At 72.3% G+C, this 24395-nt stretch carries 21 protein-coding genes; 12 read left to right on the top strand and 9 right to left on the bottom strand.

Going from position 1 to position 24395, the window contains the following annotated elements:
• Positions 1 to 442: 442 nt before the first annotated feature.
• From AB0F61_RS20450 to AB0F61_RS20430, 5 genes are all read right to left on the bottom strand, one after another.
• The gene (locus AB0F61_RS20450; RefSeq protein WP_357811959.1) at positions 443 to 2101 is read right to left on the bottom strand and encodes a bifunctional diguanylate cyclase/phosphodiesterase; all 1659 of its coding nucleotides are present in this window, start codon (positions 2099 to 2101) and stop codon (positions 443 to 445) included.
• A 79-nt stretch (positions 2102 to 2180) separates the two neighbouring features.
• Positions 2181 to 2990: an SAM-dependent methyltransferase gene (locus tag AB0F61_RS20445; RefSeq protein ID WP_357811886.1), complete on the bottom strand. Its 810-nt coding sequence runs from the start codon at positions 2988 to 2990 to the stop codon at positions 2181 to 2183.
• A 188-nt stretch (positions 2991 to 3178) separates the two neighbouring features.
• Positions 3179 to 3847, bottom strand: coding sequence for a response regulator transcription factor (locus tag AB0F61_RS20440; RefSeq protein ID WP_007072219.1), 669 nt, complete (start codon positions 3845 to 3847; stop codon positions 3179 to 3181).
• A 7-nt stretch (positions 3848 to 3854) separates the two neighbouring features.
• Positions 3855 to 5543, bottom strand: a complete 1689-nt coding sequence (locus AB0F61_RS20435) for a GAF domain-containing sensor histidine kinase (protein ID WP_357811884.1) — start codon at positions 5541 to 5543, stop codon at positions 3855 to 3857.
• Positions 5544 to 5557: 14 nt separating this feature from the next.
• Positions 5558 to 7372 carry a long-chain fatty acid--CoA ligase gene (locus AB0F61_RS20430; protein ID WP_357811882.1) on the bottom strand — a complete coding sequence of 605 codons (1815 nt, stop codon included), beginning with the start codon at positions 7370 to 7372 and terminating at the stop codon, positions 5558 to 5560.
• A 186-nt stretch (positions 7373 to 7558) separates the two neighbouring features.
• Between AB0F61_RS20430 and AB0F61_RS20425 the strand changes: the two genes are divergently transcribed.
• From AB0F61_RS20425 to AB0F61_RS20400, 6 genes are all read left to right on the top strand, one after another.
• Complete coding sequence (locus AB0F61_RS20425; protein WP_357811880.1) at positions 7559 to 8014, top strand: SRPBCC family protein; 456 nt, start codon at positions 7559 to 7561, stop codon at positions 8012 to 8014.
• Between the two features lie 31 nt (positions 8015 to 8045).
• Positions 8046 to 8750: a hypothetical protein gene (locus AB0F61_RS20420; RefSeq protein WP_357811877.1), complete on the top strand. Its 705-nt coding sequence runs from the start codon at positions 8046 to 8048 to the stop codon at positions 8748 to 8750.
• Between the two features lie 71 nt (positions 8751 to 8821).
• The gene (locus AB0F61_RS20415) at positions 8822 to 9769 is read left to right on the top strand and encodes an ROK family glucokinase (RefSeq protein ID WP_357811875.1); all 948 of its coding nucleotides are present in this window, start codon (positions 8822 to 8824) and stop codon (positions 9767 to 9769) included.
• 15 nt (positions 9770 to 9784) lie between these two features.
• Positions 9785 to 10477 carry an endonuclease/exonuclease/phosphatase family protein gene (locus tag AB0F61_RS20410; protein ID WP_357811872.1) on the top strand — a complete coding sequence of 231 codons (693 nt, stop codon included), beginning with the start codon at positions 9785 to 9787 and terminating at the stop codon, positions 10475 to 10477.
• Between the two features lie 115 nt (positions 10478 to 10592).
• Positions 10593 to 11999 carry an NAD(P)-binding domain-containing protein gene (locus AB0F61_RS20405; RefSeq protein WP_357811870.1) on the top strand — a complete coding sequence of 469 codons (1407 nt, stop codon included), beginning with the start codon at positions 10593 to 10595 and terminating at the stop codon, positions 11997 to 11999.
• 52 nt (positions 12000 to 12051) lie between these two features.
• Positions 12052 to 12849 carry an alpha/beta fold hydrolase gene (locus tag AB0F61_RS20400; protein WP_357811957.1) on the top strand — a complete coding sequence of 266 codons (798 nt, stop codon included), beginning with the start codon at positions 12052 to 12054 and terminating at the stop codon, positions 12847 to 12849.
• 44 nt (positions 12850 to 12893) lie between these two features.
• Here the strand turns inward: AB0F61_RS20400 and AB0F61_RS20395 are convergent, their stop codons facing one another.
• The 3 genes from AB0F61_RS20395 to AB0F61_RS20385 form a co-directional block, all read right to left on the bottom strand.
• Positions 12894 to 14420, bottom strand: a complete 1527-nt coding sequence (locus AB0F61_RS20395) for a trehalose-6-phosphate synthase (RefSeq protein ID WP_357811955.1) — start codon at positions 14418 to 14420, stop codon at positions 12894 to 12896.
• Between the two features lie 159 nt (positions 14421 to 14579).
• Positions 14580 to 15431 (bottom strand): DUF308 domain-containing protein, encoded by an 852-nt coding sequence (locus AB0F61_RS20390; RefSeq protein WP_357811868.1) that lies wholly within the window; start codon positions 15429 to 15431, stop codon positions 14580 to 14582.
• A 220-nt stretch (positions 15432 to 15651) separates the two neighbouring features.
• Positions 15652 to 19164 carry an adenylate/guanylate cyclase domain-containing protein gene (locus tag AB0F61_RS20385; protein WP_357811953.1) on the bottom strand — a complete coding sequence of 1171 codons (3513 nt, stop codon included), beginning with the start codon at positions 19162 to 19164 and terminating at the stop codon, positions 15652 to 15654.
• Between the two features lie 174 nt (positions 19165 to 19338).
• Here AB0F61_RS20385 and AB0F61_RS20380 point away from each other — a divergent pair, with 174 nt between their 5' ends.
• Positions 19339 to 19536, top strand: a complete 198-nt coding sequence (locus AB0F61_RS20380) for a hypothetical protein (protein ID WP_357811866.1) — start codon at positions 19339 to 19341, stop codon at positions 19534 to 19536.
• A gap of 73 nt (positions 19537 to 19609) precedes the next feature.
• Here AB0F61_RS20380 and AB0F61_RS20375 read toward each other — a convergent pair whose 3' ends face one another.
• Positions 19610 to 20302, bottom strand: coding sequence for a Crp/Fnr family transcriptional regulator (locus AB0F61_RS20375; RefSeq protein ID WP_007463121.1), 693 nt, complete (start codon positions 20300 to 20302; stop codon positions 19610 to 19612).
• Between the two features lie 269 nt (positions 20303 to 20571).
• On the opposite strand from AB0F61_RS20375, the gene AB0F61_RS20370 reads away from it, so the two are divergent.
• The 5 genes from AB0F61_RS20370 (at position 20572) to AB0F61_RS20350 (ending at position 24246) form a co-directional block, all read left to right on the top strand.
• Entirely contained in the window at positions 20572 to 21075 is a 504-nt protein-coding gene (locus tag AB0F61_RS20370) for a polyadenylate-specific 3'-exoribonuclease AS (RefSeq protein ID WP_357811951.1), read from the top strand.
• 89 nt (positions 21076 to 21164) lie between these two features.
• Complete coding sequence (locus AB0F61_RS20365) at positions 21165 to 21668, top strand: pyridoxamine 5'-phosphate oxidase family protein (RefSeq protein ID WP_357811863.1); 504 nt, start codon at positions 21165 to 21167, stop codon at positions 21666 to 21668.
• Positions 21669 to 21839: 171 nt separating this feature from the next.
• Positions 21840 to 22868 (top strand): 6-phosphofructokinase, encoded by a 1029-nt coding sequence (locus tag AB0F61_RS20360; RefSeq protein WP_357811949.1) that lies wholly within the window; start codon positions 21840 to 21842, stop codon positions 22866 to 22868.
• Positions 22869 to 22985: 117 nt separating this feature from the next.
• Entirely contained in the window at positions 22986 to 23804 is an 819-nt protein-coding gene (proC, locus tag AB0F61_RS20355; RefSeq protein ID WP_357811861.1) for a pyrroline-5-carboxylate reductase, read from the top strand.
• 91 nt (positions 23805 to 23895) lie between these two features.
• Entirely contained in the window at positions 23896 to 24246 is a 351-nt protein-coding gene (locus AB0F61_RS20350; RefSeq protein ID WP_139584495.1) for a DUF2203 domain-containing protein, read from the top strand.
• Positions 24247 to 24395: the final 149 nt, after the last annotated feature.

Genomic DNA, 24395 nt, shown 5'->3' with positions numbered 1-24395 from the left:
TCCGGTTCAACCGCCGGCGTGTGGTGGCCTGCCGGGCATGGTCGGAATGAGGGTGATGCCTGTGAGTCATCAAGATGACTCACAGGCATCACCCTCAACGCAGTCTCCGAACGCCGGGCTCATCCCGTGCCGCGGGATGTCCCGGTGACCCCGAGCCCGGTGACCCGAGAGAGCTAGCGGGTGGCCGGGTGAGGTGGTGATGGGTGACTCCAACTACGGGCAGGCCAGTCCAAACGGACAACCCTTGCAATTCGGGATCGCCCGCTCGTGTGATCCACTCTGGCTTCGTGAAGTCGGGGTGTCCTGGCGCCAGGGATGCCCCGACTTCACGAACAACGAGTCGATCATTCTCGTCAGCCCCCGGTGGGCCAGGTGAAGCGGGCCGGGGCGGGCACGCGCCGAGGGTGTGCAGGGCCGGGGTGGGTGGTGGAGACCGGGAGGCTCAGCGGATGCGGGCCAGGATCCGGTCGGCGGGGGCCGGGCGGCCGAAATGCCAGCCCTGGCCGGCGTCGCAGCCGATCGCCCGTAGCCGCTCGGCCTGCCCGGCGGTCTCCACGCCCTCGGCGGTGACCGTCAGGTCCAACGCGTGCGCCAGCGAGACCAGCGAGGCGAGGATCCGCTCGTCGGTGCGACCGACCGAGGGCGAACGCAGACCGGCCACGAACTCCCCGGCGACCTTCAGTTCGGTCACCGGCAGGTCCCGGAGATAGGCCAGGTTGCTGTAGCCGGTGCCGAAGTCGTCGATGGCGATCCGGACCCCGAGGTCGGCCAGCACCCGCAGGGCGCGGACCGGTTCCTCGGCGGTGCTCATCATCGTGCTCTCGGTGATCTCCAGTTGGAGCCGCTCCGGCGGCAGGCCGGTCTGCCGCAGGAGCGCGCGGACCTCCTGCACCAGGCCCGGCCGATGCACCTGGCGTACCGCCAGGTTGACGCTGACGAACGGTGCGGCGACGCTACCGGCCGCCCAGGCTTCCGCCTCGCGGCAGGCCTCGGCCAGCACCCAGCCGCCCAACTGGATGATCAGGCCGGTCTCCTCGGCCAGCCCGATGAACTTGTCCGGACGCAGCACCCCCAACTCCGGGTGGCGCCAGCGGACCAGCGCCTCGACGCCGACCAGGCTGCCGTCGCGTAGTGAGGTCAGTGGCTGGTAGTCGAGGTAGAACTCGCCCCGCTCCAACGCCGCCGGGATGGCCGCGGAGAGCGCGTACCGGGCCAGTTCGCGTTGGTTGCGCTCGGCGTCGTAGAGCGCCCAGCGCGCACCGCCGGCGGACTTCGCCCAGTGCAGGGTGCTGTCCGCGGCGCGCATCAGGTCGGTGGGGTTGGCTCCGGCCACCTGACGCTCGACGATGCCGATGCTCGCCGAGATCTGCAACTCGTGCCCGTCGACAAGCGCCGGTGCCCGAACCGCGGCCAGCGCGGTCTCGGCCAACGCCACCATGTCGTCGGTGCCGCCGGTGCGTTGCACCAGGATGACGAACTCGTCCCCGCCGAGCCGGGCCACCAGGTGCTCACCCACCGCCTCGCACAGCCGCTCGGCCACCGTGACAAGCAGCCGGTCACCGACCTGGTGCCCCAGGGTGTCGTTGACGATCTTGAAGCGGTCCAGGTCCAGGAAGCACACCCCGACCCGCTGTGCGCCCCGGCCGGGTTCGTCGAGCGCCGCGGTGAGCCGCTCGGTGAACAGCGTCCGGTTGGGCAGGCCCGTGAGCGGGTCGTGGGTGGCCTGATGTCGGAACCGTGCCTCGCTGGCCCGCAGCGCCCGCTCGGCCTGCGTCCGCGCCCTCATCGCGGCCCGGCGGATGGCCTCCTGCTCGTCGAGGGTGCGGTCGCGCAGCGCGCGGGCGTAGCCGGTCGCCACGGCCGCCAGCAGCCGGGCCATCCGGTCCTCGACCTCCTCGGCCACCAACCCGAGGTCGCGCACCAACCGAAGCTGGATGACCTCGACGGTACGACCCAACCCCTCCGCGGAGGCGATGTGCGCGGCGACCAACTCGGCACCGACCCGGTGCCCGGCACGCAGGTCGAACGGCTCCGTGAGCAACGCGCCGGCCAGTTGCCCGGTGAGCCGGTCCAGCATGGTCTCCAGTTGGGCCTGGGTCATCGGCAGGTAGCTGGTGCCGGAGACCGCCTTCGCCCAGGCACGGGCGAACGTGCCCGGACGGGAGGCCGCCTCGGGCGGCTCAGCCACCGAGTCGCCCGACGCCGCCCATGAAGACCGCGCGTTCGGCGTCCTCCGCGCTCTCCGGGGTGTCCGGTCGCCACTGGGGCACCCACACCACGCCGGGGTCGAGCAGCTCGAATCCGTCGAAGAGCGCGGTCAGCTCAGCCCGATTACGTATCCACAGGGGATTGTCGGTGCGCTGGTAGACCCGCTCCGCCTCGGCGCGTTCGTCGTTGCTGCGCCCGTCGTCGCTGGCCTGCGACAGCACCAGATAGCTGCCGGGGGCCAGCGCGTCACGCAGGGTCCGCAGCAGCTCGGCCGGTCGGTCGTCGTCCGGGACGAAGTGCAGGACGGCCACGACCATCACGGCCACCGGTTGGCTCAGGTCGAGCAGCTTGCGAACATCCGGGTGGGCCAGGATCGCCTCCGGGTGCCGCAGGTCCTCCTGCACCACCACCGCCCGCTCGTTGCCGGCGAGGATCTCCCGGCTGTGCGCCACCGCCACCGGGTCGACGTCCACATAGACCACCCGTGACTGCGGGTCGAGCCGCTGGGCGATCTCGTGCACGTTGCCGACGGTCGGGATGCCCGAGCCGATGTCCAGGAACTGCCGGACCCCGGCCTCGGCAAGGTGGTGCACGGCCCGGCGCAGGAACGCACGGTTGGCCTGGGCCATCAGCGGCGCCTCCGGCACCGCCGCGACCATCGCCTGCGCCGCGGCGCGGTCCGCTGCGAAGTTGTGCGAGCCACCGAGGTAGTAGTCGTACATCCGCGCGACACTCGGGCGCTCGATGTCGATGGTGTCGGGTGCCCAGTCCGGCCGCTGCATGCGATTCACCCCTCGAGTCCGCGACGCGGGCGTCGTCGCCCGCGCGGGTATTGTGCACCCGCCACGCACGCCAGACCATAGCGTGCGAGAGGTTGCTCGCCGACGTTGGTCGATGCGCGACGGTCCGCGCTTGCCGAAGCTGGCGCGGACCGTCGGTCGTGATGTCCCGCTGTACGAGCGGGGGCCGGTCAGAACTTCGGCGCGTCCGGTGCTTCGAGCAGGCCGAGCCGCAGAGCGGTCATCAGCGCCTGGGCCCGGTTGGCCGCGCCGAGCTTCTCGTAGAGCTTGGAGATGTGCGTCTTGGCAGTGGACTCGCTGACGAACAGTTGCTTGGCGATGCCGGCCACGCTCATTCCGTCGGCGAGCAGCCGCAGCACCTGCCCCTCACGGGGCGACAACTGCGGACCGGACGGCGCGAGCCGGCGCTTCATCGCCTCGGCCAGGTCGGCGGCGGTGAACGCGCTGGGGGAGGAGGCGGCGTGCCGCGCGGCGGCCACCACCTCGTCGGCCGGGGCGGTCTTCGGCACGAAGGCGCTCGCACCGGCCTCCAGGGCACCGAAGAGCTGGTCGTCGCCCGCGTACATGGTCAGCACCACGATGCCCATCGACGCACTTGACTTGCGCAGCGCGCGGGTGGCCTCCAGGCCGCTGCCGTCGGGCAGCCGCAGGTCCATGATCACCACGTCCGGCTGTAGGGCGCCGGCCTGGCGTACCCCCTCTGCCGCCGTGGCGGCCTCACCGACGACCTCGAACTGCCGGTCGCGCTCGAAGGCGTGGCGCAGGCCCTTACGAATCAGGTCATGATCGTCAACAAGGAGGACCTTGGTGCGGGTCGCCGGTGTCGGACTTGTGGTCATCCTCGGGTTACTCCCCTTCTGGTGCTGCGCTGTCGCGCACGTTATCTCGGCGGGACGAGGTGCCGACAACCACGGCCACGGTCGTGCCACTGGGTTGCCGCGGCCTGATCTCCAACCGGCCCCGGATACGTTCCGCCCTCTCGGCCATGATCGCAAGACCGTACCGTCCGTCGGGGCGCTGGTCAGCCATCCCCTGACCGTCATCCGACACTTCTATTTGCGCGTACGGGGGGTCGACCTCGCACGTGACCCACAAATTCGAGGCACCGGCGTGCTTGCGCGCGTTCGTCACCGCCTCCTGGGCGATGCGCAGCAACTCGGCCTCGGTGGCGGCCGGCAGCCGGGCGGTGGACTCGTCAAGCGAGAGGTGCACCCGCAGCCCGCCGGACGCGCCGACGGTGCGCGCGTACTCGGCGATGGCCGCGGCCAGCCCGCCCTGCCGGTCCACCTCACTGCGCAGCTCGAAGAGGCTCAACCGCAGCTCGGTGATCACCCGGGTCACCTCGCCGCGCAGCGTGCGCAGGGCCTCGGCGGTCTCGTCGGCGTCGTCGAAGACGGTGGCCATGGCGTTGTCGATGCCGTAGCCGACCATCACCAACTCCTGCGCCACCCCGTCGTGGATCTCCCGGGCCAGTCGCTGCCGCTCCTCGTTGGTGGCCAGCGAGCGGACCTCGTCGAACAGCAGCGCCGCCTCCAGCCGCAGCGCGGCCGGCCGGGTCAGCCCGGTCACCCGGGACACCACCGGCGGCGGGTACGCCTGCGCGACGTCCGCCTCCAGCACCACCAGCCCCACCGTGCGCACCCCGGCGACCAGCGGGACGATGAGCGCCGACACGTCCCCGCCCCGGTGTGAGCGCGACTGCGAGCGGGCGGCCGTCGTGGCCTGCTGGCTGGCCCAGGCGTCGGCGATCGCCGAGTCCGCGTCCAGGGTCGTCTCCCAGTCCACCCGGTCCACGCCGGCCTGGGCGAGCACCACGAGCCGGCCCCCGCCGCTTGCCGACAGCACCGCGCCCCGGTCCGCCTGGGCCACCGTGCGCAGCTCCTCCAGCAGGTGCTCGGAGATGCCGCCCGGGTCCAGGGTCGCGCCGGGCAACTGTCGGGCCACCGTCCGAAGTTGGGTCAGCAGCCGGGTCGCCTCCGCGTACGGCTGGGGCTTGCCCTCCCCGCGGACGGCCATCACCCGGTGCAGGGTGCCGGCGGCGTAGAGCCCGAGCGCGGCGAGGATCAGCCACTGCGCGCAGACCGCGAGGTAGCCCGGCTGGCCGAGCTGGAGCCCGCCACCGACGGTGGTGAGCGCACCGCTTATCAGCAGGGTGGCGGCGGTGACCGCGAGCAGGGCGGCGCCTTCGCGGAAGCGGCGGCGCAGCGCGGTGACGGTAACCGGGACCGCCAGGTAGGGCAGCACCGCCGAGGCGCCGAGCCCGTCGACGGTGCCGATCGACGCCACCGCGGCCACCTGGCTCGCGGCCAGGCCCAGCACCACCACCTCGGCCACCCGACTCAGCGGGGCGACCAGCCGGTGCTGGGGGGCCAGCAGGGACGGGAGCCCGGCCACCGCCAGCAGCGCGATCCACCACAACTGGGTGACGTCGCGGGTGGCGAAGAGGGTCAGGACGGCGATGAGCGCCAGCATCACCAGGCGGGCGGCCGCGGCGAGGGGATGCGGGTGCGGTGCGGTGGCTGTGGATGCGGGCACGTGACGGATGGTAGTCAGCCTCGGTAGATGTCGGCGATGTCCGCCGCGTACGTCTTGTGGACGACCTGGCGCTTGACCTTGAGTGACGGGGTCAGCTCGCCGGTCGCCTCGGTGAAGTCGCGGGGCAGGACCCGGAACACCTTGATCGCCTCGGCCTTGGAGACGGCCTGGTTCGCGGTGTCGATCGCGGTCTGGATCTCCCTGCGCAGGGCCTCGTGCTCGCGGAGCTGCTCGACCGGGGTGTCGGCGGGCATCCCGGCGCCCTCCAGCCAGGCCGGCAGCGCCTCCTCGTCGACTGTGACGAGCGCCGCGATGAACGGCTTGCGGTCACCGACGACGACGCACTGGCTGATCAACGGGTGCGCCCGGACCAGGTCCTCAAGCACCGCCGGGGCGACGTTCTTGCCGCTCGCGGTGACGATCAGCTCCTTCTTGCGCCCGGTGATGCTCAGGTAGCCGTCGGCGTCGAGCTGGCCCAGGTCGCCGGTGCGGAACCACCCGTCGGTGCTGAGCGTCTCGGCGGTCGCGGTCTCGTTGCGCCAGTAGCCCTGGAAGACCAGGTCGCCGGAGATCAGGATCTCGCCGTCGTCGTCGATCCGCACGGTCACGCCGGGCAGTGGGCGCCCGACGGTGCCGATCCGGGTGCCGGCGGGCAGGTTCGCCGCGGCGGCGGGCGAGGTCTCGGTCAGGCCGTAGCCCTCCAGGACCGTCACGCCGATGCCCCGGAAGAAGTGACCGAGCCGGGCGCCGAGCGGGGCACCCCCGGAGATGGCGTCGCGGCACCGCCCACCGAGCGCGGCGCGCAGCTTGCCGTAGACCAGCCGGTCGAAGACCACGTGCTGGGCGCGCAACGCCAGACCCGGTCCGCCCGGGGTCTCCAGAGCCTCGCTGTACGCGATGGCGACCTGCTCGGCGCGGGCGAAGACGCCGCCCTTGCCGTCGGCCTCGGCCTTCTGCTTGGCCGCGTTGTAGACCTTCTCGAACACCCGGGGTACGGAGAGCACGAAGGTCGGCCGGAACGCCTGCAACTCGGCGACCAGGTTCCTGGTGTCGGCGCAGTGGGCCATGGTGGCCCGCGCCTGCACGACACCGATCTGGATCAGCCGGGCGAAGGCGTGTGCCAGCGGGAGGAAGAGCAGGGTGGACGCGCCGGCGTTGAACAGGTTCGGCAGCACCGGCACCGCGTTGGCGATGTCGGCGTACATGTTGCGGTGGGTGAGCACGCAGCCCTTGGGGCGGCCGGTGGTGCCGCTGGTGTAGATGATGGTGGCCAGGTCGTTGGCGCCGACCGCCTTGCGTCGCCGCTCCACCTCGGCCAGCTCGACAGTGGCGCCGCTCCGGACCAGCTCGTCGACCCCGCCGAGGTCGATCTGCCAGACGTGGTCCAGCTCGGGCAGCCGGTGTCGGACGCCGGCGATCAGGGCGGCGTGCGCGTCGGTCTCCACCACGACGGCTACCGCGTTGGAATCCTCGATGATCCAGGCGGCCTGTTCGGCGCTTGACGTCTCGTAGATCGGCACGGTGACCGCTCCGACGGTCCAGATCGCGTAGTCCAGCAGCGTCCACTCGTAGCGGGTGCGGCTCATCAGCCCGACCCGGACACCGGGTTCGATGCCGGCGGCGATCAGTCCACGGGCCACCGCGGCCACCTCGTCGCGGAACTGCCGGCAGGTCACCTCGGACCAGGTGGTGACGGTGCCTTCGGCGCCGGGGGTGGGGCGGGCGAACTGGACGGCGTCGGGCGCGATCTCGGCGTTGTCCCAGACCGGATCGGTGAGGTTGGCCGCGTCGCCAACGGTGATGATCGGCGGGACGGAGAACTCGCGCACCTGCACTCCTTCGTGCTCGCACTGGCCGGGCCGGCCACCGCCGACGGACGGTGGCTGTGTCGAAACCTACCCGGTGAGCACGGGCACACTGCCAACGCCCGGCGCTGTCCCGACCCGCCGTGGACCTCGGCGGCGCGGCGGGGGCGGCGCGGCGTGGAGGTGCGGCCCGCCGGGTAGCCTCCCCCCATGGCGGACTCCTCCACCCAGTCGATCATCATCGGTGCCGCACCGGACCGGGTGACGGCGGTCATCTGTGACTTCGCGGCCTACCCGGAGTGGACCGACGCGGTCCGCAGCGCCGAGGTCGTCGAGGAGTACGAGGACGGCTACGCCAGCCAGGTGCGCTTCACCATCGACGCCGGGGTGATGGCCGACGAGTACGTGCTCGCCTACGAGTACGCCGAGGACCTCTCCCGGATCGAGTGGCACCTCGTCGCTCCCTCGAAGATGCAGAAGTCCCAGCGGGGTTCGTACGACCTGGTGGGTAACCCGGACGGCAGCACGACGGTGACCTACACGCTGGAGGTCGACCTGTCGGTGGGGATGCTCGGGATGTTTCGCCGCAAGGCCGAGAAAATGATCATGGATACCGCGTTGAAGCAGCTCAAGCGCCGGGTAGAAGCAACCGGTGCGGCGCAGTGACGGGTCCGGTGGCACGGTAGAGGAGCCGAGGGTGGGCGGAACGGATCCGGGTTCGGCCCGGGAAGAGGCGGAGCGGCTGGTCGCCACCCTGCTCGCGGGGGCGCGGCTGGCCTCCGCCGGCTCGGCGGGCGGCGCGTTCGGCTCGCTGGGCGGGGTGTTGGCCGGTGTCCTCGGTCACAGTGTCGACCCGGACGGGCGTCCCGGCGCCGGCGGTGCTTTCGCCACCGGATCGGCCGAATGCTGCGTCTGCCCGGTCTGTCGGGGCATCGCCGCGTTACGCGACCCAAGTCCGGAATTCGCCGAACGGCTCGCGACCGGCGCCGGTGATCTCGCGGCGGGCGTGGCCAGCCTGCTCCGCGCGTTCTCCCCGGCGCAGCCGCCCCCGACGAACCCCTCCGGTTCGACAGCCGCACCTTCCGCCGCGACGCCGTCGGCACCCGCCGCGAACACCGACGATGTGCTCCCCGAGCAAGCCCCTGGCGACCCGTCGAGCGCGACCGGTGGCGAACACGTGTGGCGCGATGCCACCCGCAGCGGGCATGATTCTCAGCCGGCGCCGGAGCGGGATGTCTGGTCGGTCGCCACCCGGACGGCGGACCCACTCGCCCCGGCCGCCGTACCACCCGTCGACGACGCCGGGCCGGCGACCGTACCGGCACCGACCACTCATCCCGCGGTGCCCGCTTCGCGGGTGCCGGACGACACCGGAGCGCAAGCACCGGGCGACGGCGCCTGAGCGCGGGACATCCCGACCCGGACCGGCATGCCGCCGGGACACGGGCCGGACAGTAGAGGGGAGCGGCAGCGGTGACGCTGACCATCGGAGTCGACGTCGGTGGCACGAAGGTGGCTGGCGGTGTCGTGGACGACACCGGCACGGTCCTCGTGCAGACCCGACGGGACACCCCCGCCGATGACGTCGGCAAGACCCGCGACGTCATCATCGAGTTGGTCGGCGAGCTGGCGACCGGGCGGACGATCGAGGCCGTCGGCATCGGTGCGGCCGGCTGGATCGACGCCAGCCGCTCGACCGTGCTCTTCGCCCCCAACCTGGCCTGGCGGGACGAACCGCTGCGGGAGTACGTCAGCGAGGCCGTCGGCCTGCCGGTGATCGTGGAGAACGACGGGAACGTGGCCGCCTGGGCCGAGTTCCGCTACGGCGCGGCCCGCGACGCCGACGACTCCATGATCATGTTCACCATCGGCACCGGTGTGGGTGGCGGCATCGTCCTCGGCGGCGACCTGATGCGCGGCGCGCACGGCATCGCCGCGGAGCTGGGCCACATGCTGGCCGTGCCGGACGGGCACCAGTGCGGCTGCGGCCGGCTCGGCTGCATCGAGCAGTACGCCAGCGGCAGCGCCCTGGTGCGCTTCGCCCGAGCCGGCGCCCGGCAGGAACCCAACCGGGCCACCGCGCTGCTCGACCTGGCCGGCGGCGAGGCCGAGGCGATCACCGGCCCGATGGTGACCGCCGCCGCGCAGGGTGGCGACCCCGTCTCCGCCGAGGCGTTCGCGCAGATCGGCCGATGGTTGGGCACCAGCCTCGCCGACATGGCGCAGATCCTCGACCCGCAGACCCTGGTGGTTGGCGGCGGTGTGATCGACGCCGGTGACCTGCTGCTCGGCCCGACGCGCCGCTCGTACCTCGACGCGCTCGCCCAGCGTGGTCGCCTGCCGGTGGCCGAGGTGCTCCCGGCGGAGCTGGGCAACAGCGCCGGGGTGATCGGCGCCGCCGACCTGGCCCGCCGGATCTGAAGCGGGCGGTCCGGGATGGGTGTGCCGCTGCGCGTCGTGTCGTACAACATCCACAGCCAGCGCGACGACACGGCCGCGCTGGCGGCGGTGGTCCGGGCCGCGCGGCCGGACGTGGTGATCGTGCAGGAGGGGCCGCGCCGGTTCCGGTGGCGGCAGAAGTCCGCCACGCTTGCCGAGTCGTTCGGCCTGGTGGTGGCCGCCGGCGGGCTGCCCGCGCTCGGCAACCTGGTGCTGACCAGCCTGCGGGTGCAGGTGTTGGGCACCCGCTGCCAACGCTTCCCGCTGACCCCCGGCCGGCACCTGCGCGGCGCCGCGTACGCCGACTGCCGGGTCGGCGACGCCCGCTTCACCCTCGCCGGCTCACACCTGTCCACCGACCCGGCCGAGCGCCCCGGGCAGGCCGCCGAGTTCAAGCGCGGCCTGGACGCGGCCACCAGCCCGGTGGTGGCCGGTGCGGACCTCAACGAGGGCCCGGACGGGCCGGCGTGGGCCACCGTGTCGCGCGGGTTGACCGACACCGCGGTGGCCGCCGACCGCGCCGACCGGCTCACCTACTCCTGCGCCGACCCGCGGGGGCGCATCGACGCGCTCTTCGTCGACCCGCGGATCACCGTCGTCGACTACGACGTGGTGGACACGCCGCAGACCCGCCGGGCCAGCGACCACTTCCCGGTCCTGGTCGACCTGCTGCTGCCCACCACCGGCTGACCCCCGCCCCGGCTCGACAGTCGACGCGTCCGGCTCAGGACTGGACATCCGGCCCGGTTGTGGAGAGGATTTCGCGGCGACCGGCACGCCTGCCGTACCAAAAGGAGATGTCCCGGTGTCCACCTCCACCGACCACGGCCGGCCCGACCCGGAGGCGACCTCGCCCGCGCGCGGCGGCGACGGTCGCCCGGTCTCCGACCGGGGTGACACGGTCTGCGTCATCGGGGCCGGTGCCAGCGGCCTGACGGCCATCAAGAACCTGCGCGAGCACGGCTTCGGCGTGGACTGCTACGAACGGGAGACGGGCGTCGGCGGCGCCTGGAACTGGCGGCACGACCGCAGCCCGGTGTACGCCAGCACCCACCTGATCTCGTCGAAGCCGTTCACCCAGTTCCCGGACTTCCCGATGCCGGACTCCTGGCCGGACTACCCGCACCACAGTCAACTGCTGTCGTACTTCGAGCGGTACGCCGACCACTTCGACCTGCGCTCGCACATCTGGTTCGGCACCGAGGTCATCCGCGTCGAGCCCGCCGAGGGGGACCGGTGGGACGTGACCACCCGCTCCACCGGCGGGTACGGCCCGGAGCGCACCTCCCGGTACGCCGCCGTGGTGATCGCCAACGGCCACAACTGGTCGCCGAAGCTGCCCCGCTACGAGGGCCTGGAACAGTTCCGCGGCGAGATCATGCACGCCTCGTCCTACAAGGACCCGGCGCAACTGCGCGGCAAGCGGGTGCTCGTGGTCGGTGCCGGCAACACCGGCTGCGACATCGCCGTCGAGGCCGCCCAGCAGGCGTCGCGGTGCTGGCACTCCACCCGGCGCGGCTACTGGTACGCGCCGAAGTACGTGCTCGGCCGCCCCGCCGACCAGGTGAACGACAGCCTGCTGGCGCTGCGCGTGCCCCTGCGGGTGCGGCAGTGGCTCTACCACTGGACGCTGCGGTTGACCGTCGGCGACCTGACCCGGTTCGGCCTGCCCAAGCCCGACCACCGGGTGTACGAGACGCACCCGATCGCGAACAGTCAACTCGTCTACTACGTGGGCCACGGCGGGATCGGCCCGGTGCCGGACATCGCCCGGTTCCACCCCTACGCCGTGGAGCTGGCCGACGGCCGCGAGATCGACCCCGAGGTGGTCATCTTCGCCACCGGCTACCTGCCGCGCTTCGAGTTCCTGGACGCGTCGGTGTTCGGCGACAGCGCCGGGGCGGGCCGGCCCACGCTGTGGCTCAACGCGTTCACCCCGGGGCACCCGACCCTCGCCGTCGCCGGCCTGGTGCAGCCGGATTCCGGGTTGTTCACCCTGTCGCACTGGCAGACGGTGCTCTTCGCCCGACTGTTGCAGGCCCGCCGGGACCGACCGGAGCGGGCCGCCGCGTTCGCGTCCCGGGTGCGTGAGCGCGCCGGGGAGCGTTACTCCGGGCAGGTCAAGGAGAGCAGCCGGCACTGGTTCGAGGTCGGCCACGCCGACTACCTGCGCGCGGTCCAGCGCGCGCTTGTCGACCTGGAGGGCAAGTGAGCCGGCCCGGCAGTCGCGAACGGAAGGCAGACAAGTGACTGAGCTGCGGATCATGCGGGGCCGGGAGTGGTCGCGTCCGGTCCGACCGGCCCGGCGGGAGGTGCTCAGCGCCGTTCCCGAGGCGGAGGAGGGGCGACCTCCGCTGCTCTTCGTTCCCGGGTTCGGCCACGGTGCGTGGGCGTTCGCCGAGCACTGGTTGGGTCACGCCGCATCGCGGGGTTTCCCGGCGTACGCGCTGAGCCTGCGCGGGCACGGTGGCAGCGAGCCGGCGCCGGAGGCGACGCTGCGCGCGTACGCGCACGACGTGGTCCAGGTGGCCGCGGGCCTGCCGCGCCAGGCGGTGCTTGTGGGGCACGGTGCCGGGGCGCTGGTGGTGGCACACGCGTTGGCCCGTTATCCGGCCCGGGGGGCGGTGCTCGTGGCACCGGTCTTCGGCGGTTGGGGAGTGCTGGGCGCGGCGTTGCGCCGCAACCCGGCGGGCACGTTGCCTGCGGTGTTCGGTGGGCCGTTGCGGCTCAACCGTGGGCAGTTGTTCAGCCGTGACTTGCCCGACGAGGAGGCCCGGCGGTACGTCGGACGACTCGGCCGGGCGGGCCGGCGGGCGCAGTGGGCTCTGCTTGGTGAGCCGGAGGCCGAGCCGGCGGTGGGTACGCCGCCGGTGCTGGTGCTGGGCAGCCCCGACGACCGGGTGGTGCCGGCGTCGACGTTGACCCGGGTGGCCCGCCGGTACGGTTCGGCCCCGCTGCTCTTTCCCGGCATGGGCCACGACCTGATGCTTGACGTGCGGTGGGCGGAGCCGATCGACGCGATCCTGGACTGGCTGGAGAAGGAGCCCACGGCGGCGCACTGAGCACCCGGGTCGGCCGCGCTCGGCGACCAACCCGGGGACGCGGCTCAGCCGCTGGTCTGTCGGGTGACCGAGCTGGCGGTGGGGGTGGCGGGTCGCGGCACCCGAGCGTCGTCGGCGGAGGTGCCGGCGTCCGGGTCGGCGGCGCCGGGGTTGGTGTCGGTGCTGGTCAGGCGGCTGACCAGGGCGCCGCGCTCGTCAAGCGCGCTCAGGTAGGAGCGGGCCCAGGCCCGGATGTCGTGCTCCTCCAGGTGGGCACGCATGGCCCGCATCCGTTGCGTGGTGTCGGCCGGGCTGGCCCGCAGCGCGGCGCAGAGGCCCTGCTTGAGCCCCTCCAGGTCGTGCGGGTTGACCAGGTACGCCTGGGACAGTTCGGCGGCGGTGCCGGCGAACTCGCTGAGCAGCAGGGCGCCCGTGTCGTCCACCCGGGCGGCCACGTACTCCTTGGCGACGAGGTTCATCCCGTCGCGCAGCGGGGTCACCGCCATCACGTCGGCGACCCGGTAGAGCGCGGCCAGCTCGGCCCGGTCGAAGGGCTGGGTGAGGTAGTGGATCGCCGGCTCGCCGACCCGGCCGAACTCGCCGTTGATCCGGCCCACCTCGCGTTCGATCCGCTCACGCAGGATCTGGTACTGGCCGACACGTTCCCGGCTCGGCATCGCGACCTGCACCAACACCGTGTCGCGAACCTTGACGTCGCCGCTGGCGAGCAGTTCGCTGTACGCCTTGAGGCGCTGTTCGATGCCCTTGGTGTAGTCCATCCGGTCCACGCTGAGGATGACCTGCCGGGGGTCGCCGAGGTCCTGACGTAGTCGGCGGGCTCGGGCGGCCACGTCGGGGCGGGCGGCGAGCGCGCCCATCTCGGCGGTGTCGATGGAGACCGGGAACGCGCCGATGCGGACGACCCGGTCGTCGATGCCGATCCGCCGGTCGGTGGCCGGCAGATCCAGCACCCTGGTCACCAGTTGGGCGAAGTTGTGTGCCGCCTGCACCCGCTGGAAGCCGACCAGGTCGGCGCCGAGCATCCCGCGCAGCAACTCGGCCCGGCGCGGCAACTGCATGAAAAGCTCCGGCGGTGGGAACGGCACGTGCAGGAAGAAGCCGATGCGCAGGTCCGGACGGAGCGTGCGCAGCAGGCCGGGGACCAGTTGCAGGTGGTAATCCTGGACCCAGACCACCCCGCCCTGCTCGGTCACCGCGGCGGTCGCCTCGGCGAAGCGTTGGTTGACCCGCTGGTACGCCTCCCACCACCGCCGGTGATGCTGCGGCTGCTCGACGGCGTCGTGGTAGAGCGGCCAGAGGGTGGCGTTGGCGAACCCCTCGTAGTGGTCGCGCAGGTCTTCCGGGCTGAGCGCGACGGTGTGCATCCGGACACCGTCCACGTCCGGTAGTGCGGGGGCCGGCCCGGTGCCGCCCGCCCAGCCGACCCAGGTAGCGGGGGTGTGCCGCAGGAGGGGGTGCAGCGCGCTGACCAACCCACCTGGGCTGCGCCGCCACTCGCAGGCCCCGTCGGGCGCCTGACTGTCGTCGATGGGGAGGCGGTTGGCCACCACCACGAGGGAACTCTGTCGCATCTCGGGCATTCCGATCAGCAGAGGACTGACCGCCACGAGCAAGGGAAAACCGGTCAGTCAGCGGGGGAAGTGACGTACAGCGGTATTCCTACTGACAGTAAGTTACACCACTGTTACGCCCTCGGCGGGTCGGGCGTCGTCCCGGGATGCGGGCCAGGATCAGACGACGGCGCCGTTGTCCGGGTCGTCCTCGTCCTCGTCGCCGGGGCGCAGCCGCCAGATCAGCGTGACGAAACCGGCCAGGATGCCGGTGAACCCGAACAGGGTGACCGCCGAACGGTCCACCGGGAGCAGCGACGGGAAGAGGAAGAGCACGAACCCGACGACCACACCGAGCACACCGATCACCGCGTACTTGCTGACCCGGGGCAGCGGCGGCGGCGGGGGCGGGTGGTAACCCTCGTCGTCCTCGTCGTCGGGCAGGTCGGCCCCGAAGGTGTCCAACCCGTCAAGCAGCGACGGCTCGTCCGGCCGGGTGCCGCGCCCCACGGAGATCCCGGAGATGTCGGTGGCGGACGGCAGCCGGCGGGTGTCGGTGGCGGTCGGACCCGGCTCGTCGGTCCCCGAGCGGGCCAGCGGGCCGGTCGTCGGCTCGTCCCGGGCGTCCCGTTCGTCCACGTCCTCGGAGGCCGGCCACGGGTGGTCACCGACGGTGGAGGAGGTGTGGAAGCCGGCCACGATCCGCGCCCACTCGGCGTCGATGTCCGGTTCGTCGCGGGCGGGCGGCTGCTCCGGAGTGGTCTCGTCGGCGAGCTGGGTCAGATAGTCCCGTGCGGTGCTCAGGTGTGAACGGTCGACGTAGAGCCGGTCGACCGGCCGGGCCGGAACGGTGGTGGTGCGGGTGACCGGGTTGAGGTCGGCGGAGGGTTGCAGGTAGGCGGCGATCCCACCGGCGGCCAGCACGTCGAGCAGGTGCTCGCCGACGCGCGGATCGACGTCGCCGACGACGGCGTACTCGTTCGCGTCGAGCCCGTTGTCCCGCCGTCCCCGGCGGGCACCACCCGCTGACACCCGGACATCCCCCTTAAGCGCCTCGCGGCGCGACCCTCGACGCCCGTCCGCACGCCGTGCTCTGAATCGTGACACGTCAGGGCATGGTTCCGGGAGTGCGTTGTGTCGCGTCTTCCAAAGTCACGGCTGCCGCCGCAGGTCGCGACCGGGGTCCTTTGTCCGTTCTTGCGCGACAAGCGCCATCTCGGTGATCGTTGGCATTCGGGCGGCGGGTCGTGGCTCAGCACGCCACCGCCGGCCCGGTCGGGCTGATCGGCCGACCGGCCAGGGCGAGCAGGCCGGGGGTGTCGTTGCGCAGCGCGAAGGTACGTACCTCCGCGCGGGTCGCCCGTGCGCCTGCCGGGTCGCCGGCGCGGGTCAGCTCCGCCGCCGCGAGCGCCAGCGCCAACACCCGGTCGCTGACGTCCGGGATCCGCCCGTAGGTCTCGGCGGCGGCCAGGTGCAGCTCGGCGGAGCGCCGGTGGTCGCCGTCCGCCGCGGCCACGGCCGCCGTCACGGTCCGCAACGCCGCCTCCGACCAGGGCGTGCGGTGCCCGACCCGGCCCAGCATCGTGCGGACCCGCACCGCCGCGCTCCGGCCGCTCAGGGCCGCGGCGTACGCGGCCGCGGCGATCCACTCGCCACTGGCCAGGGCCGGCACCGCCGACCAGCACCTGTCCAACTCCTCGATCAGCTCCGCCGCCTCGGCGTCGCGCCCCTGCAACGCCCGACACAACGCGGCCATGCTCAGCATCGTCCAGAGCAGCCGGTGGAACCCGCTGCGCCGCGCGGTGTCCAACGCGTCGGTCAGGTCGTCCGGGTCCTCGTCGTCGCGCAGCACCAGCAGACAGCAGCGCAACCCGCGCACCTGCATGTCCCAACTCCCGGTGGGCGTGTCCACGAACGCCTCCGCCGCCGCGAGGAGCCGGCCGAAGTCGCCGTCGAACCAGGCGCGCATCGCCTCCGCCGAATAACTGGTGGTCAGGGTCTGACCGCTCGCGGTCCGCGCCGGCGCGGCCGAGAGCAGGGCGTCGGACCGCAGCCAGTCGCCCTCCTCCCGGATCGCCCAGGCGAGGTTCTGGGTGGCCCGGGGCAGCGCCAGCAGTTGACCGGTCCGGGCGAACTCGACGATCGCGTGCAACTCGTCCAGGCCGACCCGGTCCCCGGACTGGTAGCGGGCGGTGGCCGCGGTGATCCGGGCGTTGGTGCGGGTCTCGGTCAGGCCCAACTGCTCGGCGATCTCGGCCGCCGTGTTCGCCGCTGCCACGGCCGGGTCCCGCTCGTAGTTGAGCATGTGCAGCCGGCCCATTTCGGCGTACGCGTCCGCCTTCTGCGGAGTGTCCGGTAGTGGCTCGAACAGCTGCACCGCGCGGTCCAGGCAGGCCAACGCGTCGCCGCGGTCGGCCCGCAGCCAGGCGGCCTGGCCGAGCAGCGTCCACGCCCGGGCGGCGCAGGCGTTGTCGCCGTGCGACAGCAGCCGGTCGGCGAGCGTGTGCACCTGCTCCGGCCCGCCGCCGGAGAGGAATGCGTTGCCGTCCCGGTAGAACGAGATCTCCGTGCTCAGCAGCTCCAACTGGAGCCGGCCCACCGGGTCACTGTCGTCGGCCAGGCCGAGTGCCCGGCCCGCGTGGCTGGCCGCCGCGTCCAACCCGTGCAGCGCGTACGCCCGTCGGGCCGCCCGGTGCAGCGCCTGCCGCGCCGGCCCGGCGTAGCGCCGCACCTGCATGCCCAGTGAGCGGGCGATCTCGTGCGCCGCCCAGCGGTGGTGGGCGAGCACCTCGGCAAGGTCGGTGTCGCGGGAGTGTGACAGCGCGTCGAGCCAGTCGGCGGCCCGCTCGTGCCGGGCCACCCGCTCGGTGCGCGGCAACCGCTGGTAGCAGACGTCGCGGACCAGCACGTGGCGGAACCGGAACTCGGCCTGCCCGGCCATCGTCGACGCGACCTGCTCGTGGACGAAGTCGCGCTGTTCGAGTCGGCGCAGCGAACGCTCGACCGACTCGACCTGTTGCCCGAGCGCGGTGGCGACCGCGCCGGGCCAGAACTGCACCCCGACCACGGACGCGGCCAGCAGCACCGCGCGGTCCTTGGCGTCCAGCAGGTCCACCCGGTTGGCGATCACCGCGTGCACGCTCTCCGGCATGGTCAGCTCGAGCTGCTTGTCCAGCGACCACCCCCGCCCCGACTGGCGCAGCGCCCCCTGCTCGATAAGCATCCGGACGTACTCGTGCGCGTAGAGCGGGTTGCCGCCGGCCACCTCGATCAACGGGGTCAGCATGTCGGCGGAGAACGCCGCCTGGCCGAACAGGTGCGCGTACAGGGCGGCGATGCCGGTGTCGCGCAGTGGCGGCAGGGTGATCGTCACCGAGCCGGTGATCGTCCCGGCCCAGCTCGGGTCCCGGTCGACCAGTTCCGGGCGGGCGGTGCAGAGCAGCAGCAGCGGTACGTCGCGGGCCGCCGCCCCGAGCAGCTCCACGAAACGCAGCATCGCGTCGTCGGCCCAGTGCAGGTCCTCGAAGACCAGCACGGTGGGACGCTGGGCGGCCAGCGCCAGCAGAAAGCGACGCCACGCCGACTCCGCCTCCTCGGCCGGCAGCGGCGTGCCGGGTAGCCCGACGAGCGGGCGCAGCGCGTCCACCACCCGGTCCCGTTCGCCCGGGCCGATCAGCTCGCCCACGGCGGCGGCCAGCCGCTGCGCGGCGCTGGTGGCCGGGTCGGTGTCGAGGATGCCGGCCTCGGACTTCACGATGTCGGCGAGCGCGGCGAAGGTGACGTTCTCCCCGAACGGCGGGCAGCGCCCGGTGCGCCAGGTCAGCGGCTCGTCGACAAGCCGGCCGGTGTGCCGGTAGAGCTCCCGCAGCAGCCGGCTCTTGCCGATGCCGGCCCGACCGAAGATGGTGACCACCTGCGGTCGCCGGTCGCGCAGCGACCGGTGCAGGGCGTTGACGAGCATCCCCAGCTCGTGTTCCCGGTCGACAAGCGGTGTGGTGTCCGGCTCCCGGTCGGTGGGTTGGCGACGCAGCGGGGACAGGGCGAGCCACACCTCGGTCGGCGACGACCGGCCGCGCAGGGTGACCGGGGGCTGCTCCTCGTAGCGGATCGCGTCCGTGGTGAGCGCGTGGGTGGTGCCACAGACCAGCACCCCACCGGGTGGCGCGACCGACTGCATCCGGGAGGCCGTGTTCACCACGTCGCCGGCCACGATGGCCTGTCCGCCGTCGCGCGCGGCGGCCACGTCGACAAGTGCCTCGCCGGTGGCCACCCCGACCCGGAACCGCATCTCGGCACTGCCGGTCGGCGCGAACCGGGTGAGCACCCGTTGCAGCTCCAGACCGGCCCGTACGCAGCGCAGCGCGTCGGTCTCGGTGGCGATCGGGGCACCGAAGAGCGCCATCACCGCGTCTCCGATGTACTTCTCCACCACCCCGCCGTACTGGCCGACCACCCGGCGGGCGGCGGAGAAGAACCCGGTCTGCATGCCACGGACCTGCTCCGGGTCGGTGCGCTCGACGTACGGCGTGAAGTCGATCAGGTCCACGAAGAGCACGCTCACCCGGCGGCGGTCCTCCTGGGGGGTGACCGTGGCCGGTCGGTCCGCGCCCGGTCGGGGCGATCCGCAGGACGTGCAGAACGTGACGTCCGAGGCGAGTGGGCGCAGGCAGTGCGGGCACACGGCGCCCAGCTCGGCGCCGCAGCCACCGCAGAAGCGGTCCCCTTCGGCGGCCGTGCGTCCACAGCGTCCACACTGCGCGGCGATGACATCCCCCAGAGGTGAACGGGTCGACGCCGATGGCGCCCCCTGACCGGGATTATCGCCCCCGTCGACCGCTGTCAGGTAGCGGCCTGTTGGTTTGTGGACAGTCACCGAGGGTGCTGACCGACTAGATTCAGGCGGCCAGATATCGATCAGGGACCAGAGGGGGAGAGGTCAATGGTGTACGTCAAGCTGGAGAGCGACTGGACCGACGGCAACGGGGTCAGCCACTCCGCGGGCGACTCGGTGGACGTCGACGCCGCCACGCTCGCCACGTTGCAGGCCGAGGGCATCGTCAGCGAGCAGGTCCACGGCCCGGGTGGCGACGGCAAGGGCCCGGACAAGTGGGCCGGGCCGGGCAGCTCCGGGGTGTGACCCCACGCCGATGACGCCGAAACGGCCGGGTCGCCCGCTGGCGACCCGGCCGTTTCGTGCTGCTCGTGAGGTGTCAGCGGTCGTTCATGCCGGCGCGGCGCCGTAGCGCTGCCACGTCGGTCACCACGATCCGGCGGCCCTCCGTACGCAGCCAGCCGCGGCTGGCGAACGAACCGATCGCCTGGTTGACGCTCTGCCGGGAACCACCGGCCATCTCGGCCAGTTGACTCTGGTTGAGCTCGATCGTGATCATCGGCGCCTGGCTCTCGCCGGCCAACCGGACAAGTGTCTTGGCCACCCGACCCGGCAGGTCGAGGAAGACGTGATCGGCGTTCTGCTCGGTGAGCCGGCGGATCAGCCCGCCCAGCGACCGCATCACCGCGTCCAGGATGCGGGGGTTGGAGTGCACCAGCTCCATGAACGCGCCCCGGGAGAGCGCGAGCGCCGCGCAGTCCTCGATGGCCTCGGCCGAGGCCGACCGGGTGGACGCGTCGAGCAGGGAGACCTCGCCGAGCACGTCCGGCGGACGGATCACCGACAGCACGGCCCGCTCGCCGGTGGGCGCGGTGCGGAACACGGCCACCGCGCCGCGGCGCAACACGATGAGCGACTCACCCGGGTCGTTCTCCACGAAGAGCAACTGGCCCTTGCGGTAGGTGCGCGGGACGGCGGCGGCGATGACGCGCTGCCGCACCTCGGGCTCCAAACCAGCGAACATCTCGACACCCGTGAGCGCGTCACCCGGCTCTGGCAGGCGCATCTCCACGGCCCAACCCCTCCCCGGTCATGGACCACAAACTCGCTCACCGGGTGAACCTGATGGCCCTGACAAGGTGAACTGACACCGATTCGGCATCCGGTAGCGGTACACATCAGATCATGACGGTCCGGTCGCTTGCTGTACACCCCTCGAAGCACTTCCGTGACCGTCGCGAGCTGCCGCGTACCGTCGTTGAAGTGCCGATGTGGCTCGTCACCAGCGGTGCGGCGGCCCCGCCGGGTGCGGCCGGACGGCGGTGGGCGAGGATGGCCGGAATGGTCTACCGCTATTTCTACGACTGTGAGTTCATCGAGGACGGCACGACCGTCGACCTCGTCTCGATCGGTGTCGTCGACGAGTACGGCCGCGAGTTCTACGCGGTCTCCACGGAGTTCGACGACTCCCGTGCCGTGCCCTGGGTCCGGCGCAACGTACTGGACAAGCTGCCGTCCCCGGCGGACCGGGCCTGGCGGTCGCGCGAGCGCATCCGCGACGACCTGTACGACTTCCTGGTCGAGCCGATCCGGGACCGGCCGGGGGAGCAGTTGGAGCTGTGGGCCTGGTACGCCGCGTACGACCACGTGGTGCTCGCCCAGCTCTGGGGTGCGATGCCGGCGCTGCCCCGGGAGATTCCCCGCTACACCAAGGAGCTGCGGCAGCTCTGGGACGACAGTGGTCGGCCGGCCCTGCCGGACGCCGACGCGGCCCGGCACGACGCGCTGGTCGATGCCCGGCACAACCTGGCCCGCTGGCGGGCGATGACGGCTGGCGGACGATGACGATCCGGCCAGCGGTGGTCGTACCGTCGTAGGTTTGACCGGTTCTGTCCCGGGCATCGGTTCGACCAGCCGAGCCGAGGGAGAGTGCAATGAGCAACCAGCCGACCAGCGCCGCCGAGGCGCGGGCCCGGGTCACCGAGCTGGCCCGGGCCGCGCGGATCTGCATGCTCACCACCACCGCTCTGGACGGGCGGCAGGTGAGCCGGCCGATGGGGCTCCAGGAGGCCGAGTTCGACGGCGAGCTGTGGTTCTTCGCCGACGCCGAATCGGCAAAGATCCGCCAGCTCCGGGTCAATCCGGAGGTCAACGTCGCCTTCTCCGACCAGAAGCACAACGCCTGGGTGTCGATCTCCGGCACCGCCACCGAGGGGTTCGACCGGGCGCGGGCCGAGCGGCTGTGGAACCCGCTGCTCAAGGCGTGGTTCCCCGACGGGCTGGACACCCCCGGGCTCACCTTGATCAAGGTGCACGCCAGCTCCGCCGAGTACTGGGACTCGGCCAACAGCGCCGTGGTCAACCTGCTCGGCTACGCGAAGGCAGCCGTCACCGGGCGGCCACCGAAGGCGGGCGAGAACCACGAGGTGACGTTCTGAGCAGCGCGTCCCGGCCCGTCGGCCCGGGGCGCGCTGTCGTCGCACCGGCGGGCCGACTACAGTGCGCAGTGACGGCCCGCCCCGGGCCGGCAACGGCGCCGATGGTCTGATCTGACACATACCCTGGGGCAATTCGGGCTTTACCTGATGCTCCAGGAGGATGAGCGGATCATGCGTATCGGCGTGCTCACCGGCGGCGGCGACTGTCCAGGTCTCAACGCGGTCATCCGGGCGGTGGTCCGCAAGGGCGTCGCCACCTACGGTCACGAGTTCGTGGGCTTCCGGGACGGCTGGAAGGGCCCGCTGGAGGGTCTGTCCCGGCCCCTCGGCATCGCTGACGTCCGTGGCATCCTGCCCCGCGGCGGCACCATCCTCGGCTCGTCCCGGACCAACCCGTTCAAGATCGAGAACGGCGTCGAGCGGATCAAGGACAACCTCGCCACCCAGGGTGTCGACGCGCTGATCGCGATCGGCGGCGAGGACACCCTCGGCGTGGCCACCAAGCTCTACGAGCTGGGCGTGCACGTGGTCGGCGTGCCGAAGACGATCGACAACGACCTCGGCGCCACCGACTACACCTTCGGCTTCGACACCGCTGTCAACATCGCGATGGAGGCCATCGACCGCCTGCACACCACCGCGGAGAGCCACCACCGCACCCTGGTCGTCGAGGTGATGGGCCGGCACGCCGGCTGGATCGCCCTGCACGCCGGCCTGGCCGGCGGCGCCAACGTGATCCTGCTCCCGGAGCGGCAGTTCGACGTCGACCAGGTGGCCGGCTACGTCGAGAAGCGCTTCCAGCACCAGTACGCCCCGATCGTCGTGGTCGCCGAGGGCGCCCAGCCACTGGACGGCCAGATGGTCCTCGCCAACCAGGAGCTGGACTCGTTCGGCCACGTCCGCCTCGGCGGCATCGGCCAGTGGCTCGCCGAGCAACTGGAGGCCAAGACCGGCAAGGAGGCCCGCACCGTGGTGCTGGGCCACATCCAGCGCGGTGGCACCCCGACCGCCTTCGACCGGGTGCTCGCCACCCGCCTGGGTCTGCAGGCCATCGACGCGGTCAACGACGGCGACTGGGGCAAGATGGTCGCCATGCAGAGCACCGACATCGTCCGGGTGCCCCTCGCGGAGGCCACCCGCGAGCTGAAGACCGTGCCGCTGGAGCGGTACGCCGAGGCCGAGGTCTTCTTCGGTAGCTGATCGACGGTTGGCGGCACGGCGGGCCCGCGGGTCCGCCGTGCCGCGACCAGACGTTCGGCGGCGTGGCGGGCCGATGCCCGCCGCGCCGCTACCCGACGCGAGGGGGTACGGGCCGACATGTCAGCCGGGGTGCACACGGTCGCGGTCATTGGCGCGGGCAAGATCGGTGAGCTGATGCTCTCCGGGCTGCTGCGCTCGGGATGGCCGGTGGACCGGCTGCTGGCCACCGCCCGCCGGCCGGCCCGCGCCGACGAACTGACCGCCCGCTACGGCGTACGGGTCGTCGACAACCTGACCGCTGTGGACGAGGCGGCGGTGCTCGCGGTCTCCGTGAAGCCGCAGGACGCCGCCGCGCTGCTCGACGAGATCGGCCCCAAGGTGCCGGCCGACAAGCTCGTCATCTCGCTCTGCGCCGGCCTGCCCACCAGCTTCTTCAACCGTCGGCTGCCCGAGGGCACCCCGGTGGTCCGGGTGATGACCAACACCCCGGCGCTTGTCGACGAGGCGATGACGGCGATCTCGGCGGGCGCGTACGCCACCGGGGCGCACCTGGCGCTGGCCGAGGAGATGTTCAAGCCCCTCGGCCAGACGATCCGGGTGCCCGAGTCACAGCAGGACGCGGTCACCGCGCTCTCCGGCTCCGGGCCGGCCTACTTCTACCTGCTGGTCGAGGCCATGATCGACGCGGGAATCCTGCTCGGCCTGCCCCGGCAGGTGGCGCACGAACTCATCGTGCAGACCGCCATCGGTTCCGCCGTGATGTTGCGCGACTCCGGGGAACACCCGGTCAAGCTGCGCGAGGCGGTCACCTCACCGGCCGGCACCACCATCTCCGCGATCCGGGAGTTGGAGAAGCACGGCGTACGGGCGGCGCTGCTCGCCGCGCTGGAGGCCGCCCGGGATCGCGCCCGGGAGCTGGCGGCCCAGGCCGACTGACCCGCCGGTCGTCGCGGGCTGGATGGCCGCCGGTGCGGGTGGGTGGCCGTCGGGGTGCGTCGTGGGGCCCCGGGTGCCGCATACTGGCCCGGTGTTCACACTTGCCCAGGCCCGGCACCTGGTGGCCACCCTGCAGCCGCGCGTCGACGAGTTGATCCGGGTCCGGGCCGACCTGGCTGAGCTGCGCGTAGACCTGGCCGACCACGGTGTGAGCGCGCTCGGCGGGCTGGCCGAGGTCAAGGGGCTGGAAGCTCGACTGCATGCCGTCGTCGACGAGCTGCACCAGCACGACATCCAGGTCAAGGGCATCGCCCCGGTCCTGCTCGACTTTCCCGGCGAGCGCGCCGGCCGCGCCGTGCTCTGGTGCTGGCTGGAGGGCGACTCCGACGTGCGCTGGTACCACCGCGCCGAGTGCGGCTTCGCCGGCCGCCGCCCAATCTAACGCCGCCCTCAGGATGCCGGGGTTGAGCGCTTGATCCACTCGGAGTCCTGGAAGTCGCGGCATCAGGGCGTGCCGGACACCGCGACCTCCGTGAAACCGAGTTGATCAAGCCGGGCGGCGGGCGGTGGCCCGTGCGGCGGGTGGCGGGT

The sequence above is a fragment of the Micromonospora sp. NPDC023888 genome, assembly GCF_040639415.1.
Taxonomy (GTDB): Bacteria; Actinomycetota; Actinomycetes; order Mycobacteriales; family Micromonosporaceae; genus Micromonospora.
The sequence above is the reverse complement of the archived record's forward strand: the minus strand, read 5'-3'. Positions and strand labels throughout refer to the sequence as shown.

Bases quoted from the DNA above. Each gene is read 5' to 3' on its own strand.
- AB0F61_RS20360 (WP_357811949.1), top strand. From the start codon at position 21,840: ATGCGTATCGGCGTGCTCACCGGCGGCGGCGACTGTCCAGGTCTCAAC.
- AB0F61_RS20445 (WP_357811886.1), bottom strand. From the start codon at position 2,990: ATGCAGCGGCCGGACTGGGCACCCGACACCATCGACATCGAGCGCCCG.
- AB0F61_RS20370 (WP_357811951.1), top strand. From the start codon at position 20,572: ATGGTCTACCGCTATTTCTACGACTGTGAGTTCATCGAGGACGGCACG.
- AB0F61_RS20365 (WP_357811863.1), top strand. From the start codon at position 21,165: ATGAGCAACCAGCCGACCAGCGCCGCCGAGGCGCGGGCCCGGGTCACC.
- AB0F61_RS20395 (WP_357811955.1), bottom strand. From the start codon at position 14,420: ATGCGACAGAGTTCCCTCGTGGTGGTGGCCAACCGCCTCCCCATCGAC.
- AB0F61_RS20410 (WP_357811872.1), top strand. From the start codon at position 9,785: ATGGGTGTGCCGCTGCGCGTCGTGTCGTACAACATCCACAGCCAGCGC.
- AB0F61_RS20380 (WP_357811866.1), top strand. From the start codon at position 19,339: ATGGTGTACGTCAAGCTGGAGAGCGACTGGACCGACGGCAACGGGGTC.
- AB0F61_RS20440 (WP_007072219.1), bottom strand. From the start codon at position 3,847: ATGACCACAAGTCCGACACCGGCGACCCGCACCAAGGTCCTCCTTGTT.
- proC (WP_357811861.1), top strand. From the start codon at position 22,986: ATGTCAGCCGGGGTGCACACGGTCGCGGTCATTGGCGCGGGCAAGATC.
- AB0F61_RS20450 (WP_357811959.1), bottom strand. From the start codon at position 2,101: ATGACCCAGGCCCAACTGGAGACCATGCTGGACCGGCTCACCGGGCAA.
- AB0F61_RS20400 (WP_357811957.1), top strand. From the start codon at position 12,052: ATGCGGGGCCGGGAGTGGTCGCGTCCGGTCCGACCGGCCCGGCGGGAG.
- AB0F61_RS20425 (WP_357811880.1), top strand. From the start codon at position 7,559: ATGGCGGACTCCTCCACCCAGTCGATCATCATCGGTGCCGCACCGGAC.